This is a genomic window from Pseudomonas sp. FW305-70, from assembly GCF_058783925.1.
Genome location: NZ_JBYSYZ010000009.1, coordinates 142,346 through 155,385, shown reverse-complemented (window position 1 = coordinate 155,385; position 13,040 = coordinate 142,346). Strand labels below are relative to the sequence as shown.

The following is a 13,040-nucleotide window of genomic DNA, read 5'->3' as shown; positions in this document are numbered from 1 at the left end:
TTGCTCGCGATGGAGGCTAACGATAACGCGTGCTTTCTGAATAAACGCGGCGCTTTCAAGTCCATCGCGAGCAAGCTCGCTCCTACAAGGAATCGGGGGTATTTACGCGGTCACGGCCTGGTCCACCAGATGGCCATTCTCGATACGAACGTGCCGCGGATGGAAGCGCTTGAGGCTGCTGCGATGGCCGACGCTGACAATGCTCAGCCCCGGCAATTCATCGATCAGCGCCTGGTACAGCGTGGCCTCGTCTTCTTCGTCCATCGCCGAGGTCGCTTCGTCCATGTACAGCCATTGCGGTGCATAAAGCAGCGCACGGGCAAAGGCCAGGCGCTGTTGCTCACCCGGAGACAACATGCGCTGCCAGTGGTTGGCTTCGTCGAGACGGGCAATCAGGTGCGGCAAGCGACAGGTTTCCAGCACCTGCACGTAGCGCTCGTTCGGATAGGTATCGCCGGGCTGTGGATAACTGAGGACATCACGCAGGGTGCCAATCGGCAGATACGGTTTTTGCGGCAGGAACAGGTAACGCGCCGATGGCAGGCGAATACTGCCGTGGCCGGCCGGCCACAGATGTCCCATTGCCCGCAGCAGGGTCGACTTGCCACTGCCGGAACGACCGCTGAGCATCACACGCTCGCCCTCCTCCACGGTCATGTCGGTGTTGGTCAGCAGGTGACGACCGTCCGCCAGGTCGAGGCCGAGGTTGTGCACCTTCAGGACGGAGCCCGAATTCTGCACGTCGATCGCTGGCGCACGCTCTTCGTTGTCACGCATGGCCTGGTGGAAGCTCAGCAGACGATCGCAGGTGGCGCGCCAGGAAGCGAGGCTCTGGTAGGCACTGATGAACCAGCTGAAGCTTTCCTGCACATTGCCGAACGCCGAGCTGATCTGCATCAGTTCGCCCAGTTCGATCTTGCCGGAGAGGTAACGCGGCGAGGCAACGATGAACGGGAAGATGATGGCTGCCTGGCTGTAACCGGCGGTGAAAAACGTCAGGCGCTTGGACACCTTCATGATGTCCCAGAAGTTATGCCAGACCATCCCGAAGCGACTGCTCAACCGACGATTTTCGTTCGGCTCGCCGTTGTACAACGCGATGCTTTCGGCATTCTCGCGAATCCGCACCATGGAGAAACGCAGGTCGGCTTCGAAGCGTTGTTGTTGGTTGTTCAGACCGATCAGGCGACGACCGATCAAATGCGTCAGCCAACTGCCCACCACGGCGTAGACCAGCACGCACCAGAACATGTAGCCGGGAATGGTGATGCCGAACACTTCGATACTGCCCGACACGCCCCACAGGATGATCGAGAACGACACCAGGCTGACGATATTGCGCAGCAGCCCGATACCCAGTTCAAGGGTGTTGGAGGTGAAGTTGTTGAGGTCTTCGGAAATCCGCTGGTCCGGGTTATCGGTGTAACCGCCCTGCTCCAGCTGGTAGTAGTTTTTGTCCGCCAGCCAACGGCTGAAATGCTTTTCGGTGAGCCACGCCCGCCAGCGGATCGTCAGCATCTGCGTCAGGTAGAGCCGATACACCGCGCCGATGATCGCCACCGCCGCAATCGCACAGAAATACAGGATCAGTTGCCAGAACGCTGCCTCGTCCTTCTTTTGCAGGGCGTTGTAGAAGTCCTTGTACCAGGTGTTGAACCACACCGAGATCCCCACGCTGATCAGCGACAGCGCAATCACCGCGATCAGCAGTGTCCAGGCCTTGACCTTCTCTTCACTGCGCCAGTAAGGCGTGATCATCGCCCACACTTTGCGAAAAAACTGCCCGCGCACGGCGTCGTTGACCGCGGAATACTCAGCGTTCTGATTCATGGATAAGGCTCGATAAAGAAAAGTACACGCACGAACCGATCATAGATGATCGGTTCGGTTTGTCGCGAGATACGGCCCGCATTCGTTCAGCGCAGGTTCAGCGGCGAACGGGACGCTTCTGCAGTTTGCGCTGCAGGGTGCGGCGGTGCATGCCCAGGGCGCGGGCAGTGGCGGAGATGTTGCCTTCGTGCTCGGTCAGCACGCGCTGGATGTGCTCCCACTGCAGGCGGTCCACGGACATCGGGTTTTCCGGCACCAGGCTGTCGAGGTCGGCGTGTTCGGACAGCAGCGCCGCCAGCACGTCGTCGGCATCCGCCGGTTTGCAGAGGTAGTTGCAGGCACCGCGCTTGATCGCCTCGACGGCGGTGGCAATGCTCGAATAACCGGTGAGGATCACCACGCGCATTTCCGGGTCCATTTCCAGCAACTTGGGCAGCAGCACCAGGCCCGAATCGCCGTCCATTTTCAGGTCCAGGGCGGCGTAATCCGGCAGATCGGCCTTGGCCAGTTCCAGGCCTTCTTCGGCGGAACCGGCGGTGCTGACGCGAAAACCGCGACGGGCCATGGCGCGGGCCATGACGCGGGTGAATGTGGCGTCGTCATCGACCAGCAACAAATGCGGCAGTTCTTCGCCTTCGACTTGGATCTCTTCACTCATGTTCGTCTCCTCGGGCGACACGGGGAAGGCGCAGCTCGGTGAGTGTGCCGCCTTCCTCATGACTGTAGAGTTTCACTGAGCCGCCGGCGCGTGTCACGCTGGCCTTGCTCAAAAACAGGCCCAGGCCGAAACCTTTGCCCTTGGTGGTAAAAAACGGTTTGCCGATTTGCTCGGCGATGGCCAGCGGCACACCGGCGCCATGGTCACGGATGCTGATGGTGAGGTTTTCCCAATCCCAGTCCAGCGTCACCTGCAGCCCTTCGGGGCAGGCATCGGCGGCGTTGTTCAGCAGATTCAGCAACGCCTGGGTCAAATCCGGCGGCGGCGCCATACGAGGTACTGCGCCCTGACCGAGGCGCTGGAAGCGATAACTGGCTTCCGGACGCATCAGGTGCCAGCGATTGAGGGCTTCATCAAGCCAGTCGGTGACGTCCTGCATCTCCACCGCCAACCGGCGATTGGCCTCTGCGGCGCGCACCAGATGCTGCAAGGTTTCTTTACACAACTTGACCTGATCCTGCAGCACGCTCAGGTCATCCTGCAACATCGGGTCAGGGTGGTCCTGACGCATTTCCTTGAGTAGCACACTCATGGTCGCAAGCGGCGTGCCCAGTTCATGGGCGGCACCAGCGGCCTGGGTGGCGACGGCCAACAGTTGCTGATCGCGCAGGCCTTCTTCGCGACGAATGGCGCGCAGCTCTTCCTGACGACGCAGTTCTTCGGCCATGCGCGCGGCGAAAAACGTGATGACCGCAGCCGCAAGGGCAAAACTCAACCACATCCCGTACACCTGCAGGTTTTCCCGGGCGATGGGGAAGGTTTGCAGCGGATAGAACTGCGCCAGCAGCAGTGTGTACATTGTCAGCGCGATACCCGAGAGGATCACCGAATAACGCCATGGCAACGTCACGGCGGCAATGGTCAGCGGCACCAGGTAATAGGAGACGAAGGGGTTGGTCGAGCCACCGGAGAAGTACAGCAATGCGCTGTGGATAAACAGGTCGCAAGCCAGTTGCACGGCGTATTCGAGCTCGGTCACCGGCCACGAGGTACGCAGGCGAATCGCTGTGAACACGCACAACAGCATCGAGCAAGCGAGGGTCGCCGCCAGTTGAAACCAGGGCAGAGGCAACAGTTCGAGCCAGTAGGCCAGGCCCACGGAACCGGCCTGGGCGGCCAGCACCAATGTGCGGATGAATGTCAGCCGCCAGAGGTTCTGGCGAGTGGCGGAAGTGATTTGAACGGGGGCGAGCATGAGCTCTCCTGATGAGCGCTCCAGGCGGATCGCAGGGAGTATAACCAAGCGCGGGGGCTGACAGGCAAAAGTGCGGCAAAAGGACACAGAGAAGCAGCTACAAGTTTCAAGCTGCAAGCCACAAGATAAAAGCTTGTAGCTTGTAGCTTGAAACTTGCCGCTGCTCCATAGAGTCTGATGGTTTCACGCAGGTCCGGACCATACCCCTGCGCACCTTTCAAGGAGCCTTCATGCACACATTCCGCCGCAGCGCCGCCCTCCTCGCCCTGAGTCTCGGCACCGTCGCCAGCCTCCCGGCCCTGGCCGCCGACGAACTGCATTACAACCAGATTTCCCTGCGCGCCGAAGTCAGTCAGGAAGTGGCTCGCGACCTGATGATCGTGACGCTCTACACCGAAGAACAGAACAGCGACCCGGCCAAACTCGCCGCCGACGTCAGCACCACCATGAACAAGGCGCTGGCCCAGGCCAAGCAGGTCAAGGACATCACCCTGCGCCAGGGCAGTCGCAACAGCTACCCGATCTACGACACCAAGGGCCAGAAAATCACCGGCTGGCGTGAGCGCGCCGAATTGCGCCTGGAAAGCCCGGACTTCGCCGCGCTCTCGAAGCTGACTGGCGAGCTGCTCACCGACCTGAAAATGGGCGGCATGGACTTCGCCATCGCTACCCCGACCCGCAAGGCCAGCGAAGATGCCCTGCTCAAGGACGCCGTGGCTGCCTTCAAGGCCCGCGCCCAACTGGCCACCGATGCCCTAGGCGGCAAGGGCTACAAAATCGTCAACCTGAACCTCAACAGCAACGGTTATCCACAGCCTTACCTGCGCGCGCCGATGATGATGAAAGCGGCCGCCATGGACGCCGCCCCCGTGACACCGGATGTCGAAGCCGGCACCAGCCAGGTCAGCATGACCGCCGATGGCTCGATTGAAGTGCTGATGCCTTGAATCGATAGCCCGTAGACAAAAACGGCGATCATTAAAACGATCGCCGTTTTTTTTGGCAGTTTTCAGGCATGAGCTATAACTGGATAGGTCCACCCGAGAAATGCCGTCGATTGGCCACTATCGGTGCAACAATAACCACTCTTATTCACGCCATGCCCACCCCGCAATCCGGGGTATGAATAAGTAACACCCCGCCCCACGCGGGAGCAACCCGAGTCAGGCGCGCACTGTAAAAGTGCGTCACTTGCACCGTAAAAACGCCGCGCAAACGGTCAAATGCGTCAGGAATTACACAAATGCGACATTAAGGTACGTTCGTGCCACCGTTTAAGGCTTGTAGTCACTCTGGATCTTGCATTGGGTATGGCCCCTGCATAAGTATCCGCAGGCACGACTCACGAGGTCGTCCTCTAATTCCAAAAATGACAACAAATCATGAGGCCACCATGCTTAAACAAGCGGTCATTCCGTTTTTAGTCGGCGCCAGCCTGTTGGCTAGTGCACCGTTCGCTCAAGCTGCGACTAACCTGGTGTTCTGCTCCGAAGGGAGCCCGGCCGGTTTCGATCCAGGTCAATACACCACCGGAACCGACTTCGACGCCTCTGCAGAAACCATGTTCAACCGCCTCACCCAGTTCGAGCGCGGCGGCACCGCTGTCATTCCAGGTCTGGCGACCAGCTGGGACGTCTCCGATGACGGCCTGACCTACACCTTCCATCTGCGTGAAGGTGTGAAGTTCCACACGACCCCGTACTTCAAGCCGACTCGTGAGTTCAACGCCGACGACGTGCTGTTCACCTTTAATCGCATGATTAACAAGGATGACCCGTTCCGCAAAGCGTACCCGACCGAATTCCCGTACTTCACCGACATGGGGATGGACACCAACATCACCAAGATCGATAAAGTCGACGACAAAACTGTCAAGTTCACCCTCAAGGACGTTGATGCCGCGTTCATCCAGAACATGGCCATGAGCTTCGCCTCGATCCAGTCCGCCGAGTACGCTGCCCAGCTGCTCAAGGAAGGCAAGGCCGCCGACATCAACCAGAAACCGGTCGGCACCGGCCCGTTCGTGTTCAAGAGCTACCAGAAAGACTCCAACATCCGCTACACCGGGAACAAGGACTACTGGAAGCCTGACGACGTGAAGATCGACAACCTGATCTTCGCCATCACCACCGACCCGTCGGTACGTATCCAGAAGCTGAAGAAGAACGAGTGCCAGGTCACCCTGTTCCCTCGTCCGGCCGACCTGAAGGCGCTGAAAGAAGACAAGGACCTGAAACTGCCTGACCAGGCCGGTTTCAACCTGGGTTACATCGCCTACAACGTGATGCCCAAGGTCAAGGGTCAAACCGATGCCAACCCGCTGGCCGAGCTGAAAGTTCGCCAGGCACTGGACATGGCGGTCAACAAGCAACAGATCATCGACTCCGTGTACCAGGGCGCCGGCCAACTGGCCGTCAACGCCATGCCACCGACCCAGTGGTCCTACGACACCACCATCAAGGATGCGCCGTACAACCCTGAGAAAGCCAAAGAGCTGCTCAAGGAAGCTGGCGTGAAAGATGGCACCGAAATCGTGCTCTGGGCGATGCCGGTGCAGCGTCCATACAACCCGAACGCCAAGCTGATGGCAGAAATGCTGCAGTCCGACTGGTCCAAGATCGGCCTCAAGGTCAAGATCCAGAGCTACGAGTGGGGCGAGTACATCAAGCGCTCCAAAGGTGGCGAGAACCAGGCGATGCTGATTGGCTGGAGCGGTGACAATGGTGATCCGGACAACTGGCTGAACGTGCTGTTCGGCTGCGACTCGCTGGAAGGCAACAACTTCTCCAAGTGGTGCGACAAGAAGTTCGACGACATCGTCAAGCAGGCCAAGCGCACTTCCGACCAGGCCAAGCGCACCGAACTGTACAAGCAGGCGCAACACGTCCTCAAAGATGCAGTCCCAATGACACCTATCGCTCACTCGACGGTGTTCCAACCTATGCGCGCCAACGTGCAGGACTTCAAGATCAGCCCATTTGGCTTGAACTCCTTCTACGGCGTCAGCGTCAGCAAATAAGGTTTTGCAACGGCGACGTTTCTGACGTCGCCGTTGCTTTATCTACCGAGCAAGCAGGAATTTGCCTACATCCCAATCCGCAGCTGATTACAGCATCGGGTGAGGACGCGTCGCCATTTCCTACGAGTCTTTAGGACTCTACGCATTTACTGCCGGACCCGCGGCTCATACCGTCGGGATCCGACCAGTGCATGCGTGGGTCATCGGTTAATGCTGCGTGCATGGCTTGAAATCAGTGATGCCTCTACGTCTACGGACGGGACGACGGCTCATTGACAACACTTTGAGAGAAAAGGGAGCGTTATGCGCCATACATTGGTTTTATCCGCATTGCTGGGCACCGGCCTGTTGGCCGCCACTTCCATCAGCCAGGCCGCCAACAACAGCCTGGTATTCTGCTCCGAAGGCAGCCCCGCCGGTTTCGACACGGCGCAGTACACCACCGCGACCGACAACGACGCCGCCGAACCGCTGTACAACCGGCTGGCAGAGTTTGAAAAAGGTGCGACCAACGTCGTACCAGGCCTGGCCACGAGCTGGGACATCTCCGAGGACGGCCTCAAATATACCTTTCACCTACGCGAAGGGGTGAGGTTTCATACTACCAAATACTTCACGCCGACCCGCGACTTCAACGCAGACGACGTGCTGTTCACCTTCAATCGCATGCTCGATCCGCAACAACCATTCCGTAAGGCTTATCCGACAGAGTTTCCGTACTTCAACGGCATGAGCCTGAACAAGAACATCGCCAGGGTCGAAAAGACCGGGCCACTGACCGTGGTCTTTACGCTCAACAGCGTGGACGCCGCGTTCATCCAGAACATCGCCATGAGCTTCGCCGCCATCCTGTCGGCCGAATACGCCGACAAGCTGTTGGCCGAAGGCAAGCCGAGCGACATCAACCAGAAGCCGGTCGGCACCGGGCCATTCGTGTTCAAGAGCTATCAGAAAGACTCGAACATCCGCTACACCGGCAACAAGCATTACTGGGCTCCTGACCGGGTCAAGCTCGACAACCTGATTTTCGCCATCAACACCGACGCCTCGGTGCGCGTGCAGAAACTCAAGGCCGGCGAGTGCCAGATCACCCTGCATCCGCGCCCTGCCGATGTGCCCGCACTGAAGAACGACACGGCCCTGCAATTGATCGAAAAGCCTGGCTTCAACCTCGGCTACATCGCCTACAACGTGCGCCACAAACCGTTCGACCAACTTGAAGTGCGTCAGGCGCTGGACATGGCGGTAAACAAGCTGGGCATTCTCAATGCCGTTTACCAGGGCGCGGGACAACTGGCGGTCAACGCCATGCCGCCGACCCAATGGTCCTACGACGACACGATCAAGGACGCCGCCTACAACCCGGAGAAAGCCAGGGAATTGCTCAAGGCTGCCGGCGTCAAGGAAGGCACTGAAATCACCCTCTGGGCCATGCCGGTCCAGCGTCCTTACAACCCCAACGCCAAGTTGATGGCCGAAATGCTCCAGGCTGACTGGGCGAAGATCGGCCTCAAGGTCAAGATCGTCAGCTATGAGTGGGGCGAGTACATCAAGCGCACCAAAAATGGCGAGCACGACATCAGCCTGATCGGCTGGACCGGTGACAATGGGGATCCGGACAACTGGCTGGGCACGCTCTACAGCTGCGACGCCATTGGCGGCAACAACTACTCGATGTGGTGTGATCCTGCCTACGACAAGCTGATCAAGCAGGCCAAGGTCGTCACCGACCGAGACCAGCGCACCCTGCTCTACAAACAGGCGCAGCAGTACCTCAAGCAGCAGGTGCCGATCACGCCAGTCGCCCACTCAACGGTCAACCAGCCGCTGAGCGCCAAAATCGAAGGGTTCAAGGTGAGCCCGTTCGGCCGCAATGTGTTCTCGGGTGTCAGCATAGAAAAATAACCGATTAGCCAGAAATGCAGGGGGGCGGATTTTCCGCCCTCACGCAGACGCTTTGCCGTCTTTTGCCAATTTGGCCGACAGCAAACGTTTGCGATGCCGTGAATGAGTTCTAAACCAATAGCCGGATCACAAAAAAAGACCGGCATAAAAAAAGAAAGTAAGGAGCTTTACCCATGAAACTGAGCAGTACCGCGTTATTGGCCCTGGCCATCAGCAGCGTAACCGCCACGGCTTACGCAGAAACCCAAAGCCAGGCTTTCACCCCGGTTACCGTGAACGAGAAGAACGCCCAAAGCGAAGCCACCGGCTTTGTCGAAGGCCAGTCGATCACCGGCACCACGCGCAACTGGTACGCCAATGAACAACTGAAACGTGGTGCAAAGTTCAAATACAACGATCACGGCACGCTGACCGATACCGATCGTCGTATCAACTGGGTCCAGGGCACCATCGTCAAGTACAACTCGGGCTTCACCGAAGGGACAGTCGGTTTCAGCACCGAAGTGGCGGCCTACAACGCCATCGCACTGGACCAGGATCGTAAAGACCTGGCATCCGGCAACGGTGGCGCACCGGGTACTCGTCCAAGCGCAGGCAACAACCGTACCCTGACCAAAGAAGGCGGCGACGCTCAAGGCCAGTGGAGCAAACTGGGCCTGGCCAACGTCAAGGCCCGTGTCTCCAACACCACCCTGACCGCCGGCCGCATGAACTTCAGCAGCCCGATGGTCGACGTGATCGGTAACCGCGCACTGCCTTCGAGTTTCGAAGGTGTGGCCATCCACAGCGAAGAGCTGAACAACCTGGCCTTCGACCTGGCCACCTTCGACCGCAACTCACCGCGTACCGAAGAAAGCCAGCGCAAATTCCGCACCGAATACGCCAACGGCATCGTCGAGACCGATCACGTCTACACCGGCGGCCTGACCTACACCCCATTTGCCAGCCTGACCACCAGCCTCTGGGCGACCCAGGCGGAAGACATCTGGAACCAGTACTACTTCGGCGCTTCCCACGTACTGGGCGACAGCCAGGTACTGAGCCTGACCACCGGCCTGAACTACTACAAAACCCAAGACACCGGTAAGGCCCTGATCGGCACTATCGACAACGACACCTATTCCCTGTCGTTCGGCCTGACCCACCAGGCGCACACCCTGACCCTCTCGTACCAGGAAGTGAACGGCAACGAGTACTTCGACTACCTGCACGAAACCAACGGTATCTACCTGGCCAACTCCCTGCTGTCGGACTTCAACGGCCCGAACGAAAAATCGTTCCAGGTTGCCTACGGTCTGAACATGGCCGAATACGGCGTGCCAGGCCTGAAGTTCAACATCTACCAGGCGCGCGGCTGGGGTATCGACGGCACTCACTACACCGGCAACGGCGGCGTGGCTGGCAAGGGTTACGACGGCATCCAGTCCCAGGATGGCGAACACCACTATGAATATGGCATCGGCGCAACCTACGCCGTGCAGAGCGGCCCACTCAAGGCCACCACGATCCGCGGTACCTACACCGCTCACCGTGCCAGCGAAAACCAGGCTGACGGCAGCATCAACGAGTTCCGTCTCGTGACCACGGTTCCGTTCAACATCCTGTAATGCGCGCGCCTGACGGCTGATTCAATGACGAATCGGCCGTTCGGCTTTTGTCCTTTAACTGATTGCAGAGGGTTCTTGATGAAAATGCTTCCCCTACGTGCGGCCATCGCGGCTGCTTTGCTCAGTGTCGCTGTCGGCGTCTCGGCCAAACCCTTGGTGGTTTGCACCGAAAACAGCCCCGAAGGCTTCGACATGGTCCAGTACACCACTGCAGTCACAGCCGATGCGGTGGCCGAAACCATCTTCAATCGCCTGGCGGACTTCAAGCCCGGCACCACTGATGTGATTCCGGCACTGGCCGAATCCTGGGACATCAGCGAGGACGGTCTGACGTACACGTTCCACCTGCGTAAAGGCGTCAAGTTCCACACCACCGAATACTTCAAGCCGACCCGCGACATGAATGCCGACGACGTGGTCTGGAGCTTCCAGCGCCAGCTGGACCCGAATCATCCGTGGCACAAACTGTCGAGCGTGGGCTTCCCGTACTTTGAAAGCATGGGCTTCAAAGAGCTGCTCAAAAGCGTCGAGAAAGTCGACGACAACACAGTCAAGTTCACCCTGACCCGTCGCGAAGCGCCGTTCCTGGCCGACATCGCCATGGCGTTTTCTTCGATCTACTCCGCCGAATACGCCGACCAGTTGCTCAAGGCCGGCAAGACCGGCGATCTGAACAACAAGCCCGTCGGCACCGGCCCGTTCGTCTTCCAGCGCTACAACAAGGATGCCCAGGTGCGTTTCAAGGCCAACCCGGACTACTTCCGTGGCAAGGCACCGGCTGACTCATTGATCTTCGCCATCGCCACCGACAACAACGTGCGCCTGCAGAAGCTCAAGGCCAACGAATGCCAGGTCGCGCTGTACCCGAAACCGGACGACATCCAGAGCATCAGGAAAGACACCAACCTCAAAGTCGACGAACTGAACGCGATGACCGTTGCGTACATCGCCATCAACACCACTCACAAATACCTGAGCGACGTGCGTGTGCGTAAAGCCATCGACATCGCCTTCGACAAGGAAGCAGCCGTCAACGCGCTGTTCGGCAAAGGCAATGCGACCGCGGCGGTCAACCCGTTCCCGGACACTCTGCTGGGCTACAACCACGACCTGAAGAACCCGCCCCGTGACCTGGACAAGGCCCGCGCCCTGCTCAAGGAAGCCGGCGTACCAGAAGGCACGGTATTCACCCTGTTCACCCGTAACGGCGGTGGTGCCACCAACCCGAACCCGATGCTCGGCGCGCAGATGATGCAAGCCGACCTGGCCAAGGTCGGGATCAAGATCGACATCCGCGTGATGGAATGGGGCGAAATGCTCAAACGCGCCAAAAACGGCGAGCACGACATGGTTTCCGCCGGATGGGCGGGCGATAACGGCGACCCGGATAACTTCCTTACGCCTATGCTCAGTTGTGAAGCGGCCAAGAACGGAGAAAACTACGCGCGCTGGTGCAATGACAAGTTCCAGGCGCTGATCGACCAGGCCCGGGAAAAAACCGATCCGGCCGAACGTGCAGCACTCTACGAACAGGCCCAGGTTATTTTTAACCAGGACCAGCCATGGATCAGTATGGCGCACACTAGAATGTTTACCGCGATGCGCAACAACGTAGAGGGCTATCACATTAGCCCCCTCACCACGAACAACTTCGCCACCACCCAGGTGAAGTAGATAAGAAAACTCCCGGCATTCCTGACGCAGGGATGCCGGGCACGCCTAACCGGCTGATGAGGTACACCTTACGATGTTTAGTTTTATTGCCCGCCGACTGGGGTTACTGATCCCCACGTTTTTCGGCATCACCTTGCTGACATTCGCGTTGATTCGCATGATCCCTGGCGACCCCGTGGAAGTCATGATGGGCGAACGCAGAGTCGACCCGGAAATGCACGCTCAGGCAATGGAACGCCTAGGTCTGAACAAACCCCTGTATGCCCAGTACCTGGATTACATCGGCAAACTGGCCCACGGCGACCTCGGCGAGTCCCTGCGTACCCGTGAAAGCGTCTGGAACGAATTCACTTCCCTGTTCCCCGCGACCCTGGAGCTGTCCATGGCCGCCCTGTTGTTCGCCGGCATCCTGGGCCTTCTGGCCGGGGTGATCGCGGCACTCAAGCGAGGATCCCTGTTCGACCATGGAGTGATGGGTATCTCCCTGGCGGGATACTCGATGCCGATCTTCTGGTGGGGCCTGATCCTGATCATGTTCTTCTCGGTGAGCCTGGGCTGGACCCCGGTATCCGGACGGATCGACCTGCTCTACGACATCGAGCCACGCACCGGCTTCATGCTGATCGATACGCTGCTGGCCAACGAGCCGGACGCCTTCTTCGACGCCCTGCACCACCTGATCCTGCCGGCCATCGTGCTGGGCACCATTCCGCTGGCGGTGATCGCGCGGATGACCCGCTCCTCGATGCTCGAAGTACTGCGTGAAGACTACATCCGCACCGCCAAGGCCAAGGGCCTGTCGCCGTCGCGCGTGGTGTTCGTGCACGGTCTGCGTAACGCGCTGATTCCGGTACTGACCGTGGTCGGCCTGCAAGTCGGCACCCTGCTGGCCGGTGCGGTCCTGACCGAAACCATCTTCTCGTGGCCCGGCATCGGCAAATGGCTGATCGAAGCCATCGGCGCCCGGGACTATCCCGTCGTGCAAAACGGCATCCTGTTAATCGCCTGCCTGGTGATTCTGGTCAACTTCGTAGTGGACATCCTCTACGGCTTTGCCAACCCACGCATCCGTCATCAGCGCTGAGATCATGA

The 13,040-nt window shown here is 59.0% G+C and carries 9 protein-coding genes; 6 read left to right on the top strand and 3 right to left on the bottom strand.

The features are described from left to right. Positions 1-102 precede the first annotated feature (102 nt). From AC3WN7_RS09860 to AC3WN7_RS09850, 3 genes are all read right to left on the bottom strand, one after another. Positions 103-1,830 (bottom strand): ABC transporter ATP-binding protein/permease, encoded by a 1,728-nt coding sequence (locus AC3WN7_RS09860; RefSeq protein ID WP_095965914.1) that lies wholly within the window; start codon positions 1,828-1,830, stop codon positions 103-105. 97 nt (positions 1,831-1,927) lie between these two features. Then, positions 1,928-2,488 (bottom strand): response regulator transcription factor, encoded by a 561-nt coding sequence (locus AC3WN7_RS09855; RefSeq protein WP_007973041.1) that lies wholly within the window; start codon positions 2,486-2,488, stop codon positions 1,928-1,930. After that, positions 2,481-3,743, bottom strand: a complete 1,263-nt coding sequence (locus tag AC3WN7_RS09850; RefSeq protein WP_015093476.1) for an ATP-binding protein — start codon at positions 3,741-3,743, stop codon at positions 2,481-2,483. The genes AC3WN7_RS09855 and AC3WN7_RS09850 overlap by 8 nt, the downstream gene beginning before the upstream one ends. A gap of 230 nt (positions 3,744-3,973) precedes the next feature. Between AC3WN7_RS09850 and AC3WN7_RS09845 the strand changes: the two genes are divergently transcribed. From AC3WN7_RS09845 to AC3WN7_RS09820, 6 genes are all read left to right on the top strand, one after another. Next, positions 3,974-4,690 (top strand): SIMPL domain-containing protein, encoded by a 717-nt coding sequence (locus AC3WN7_RS09845; protein ID WP_102674669.1) that lies wholly within the window; start codon positions 3,974-3,976, stop codon positions 4,688-4,690. A gap of 446 nt (positions 4,691-5,136) precedes the next feature. After that, positions 5,137-6,762, top strand: coding sequence for an ABC transporter substrate-binding protein (locus AC3WN7_RS09840; protein WP_007973045.1), 1,626 nt, complete (start codon positions 5,137-5,139; stop codon positions 6,760-6,762). A gap of 303 nt (positions 6,763-7,065) precedes the next feature. Continuing rightward, the gene (locus tag AC3WN7_RS09835; RefSeq protein ID WP_102674670.1) at positions 7,066-8,667 is read left to right on the top strand and encodes an ABC transporter substrate-binding protein; all 1,602 of its coding nucleotides are present in this window, start codon (positions 7,066-7,068) and stop codon (positions 8,665-8,667) included. Between the two features lie 173 nt (positions 8,668-8,840). After that, a complete protein-coding gene (locus tag AC3WN7_RS09830) occupies positions 8,841-10,274 on the top strand; it encodes an OprD family porin (protein WP_102674671.1) in 1,434 nt (477 codons plus the stop codon). 78 nt (positions 10,275-10,352) lie between these two features. Continuing rightward, on the top strand, positions 10,353-11,948 hold the full coding sequence (locus AC3WN7_RS09825; RefSeq protein WP_095965918.1) for an ABC transporter substrate-binding protein: 1,596 nt from the start codon (positions 10,353-10,355) through the stop codon (positions 11,946-11,948). 73 nt (positions 11,949-12,021) lie between these two features. Then, a complete protein-coding gene (locus AC3WN7_RS09820) occupies positions 12,022-13,032 on the top strand; it encodes an ABC transporter permease subunit (protein WP_015093471.1) in 1,011 nt (336 codons plus the stop codon). The last annotated feature ends 8 nt before the right edge of the window (positions 13,033-13,040 follow it).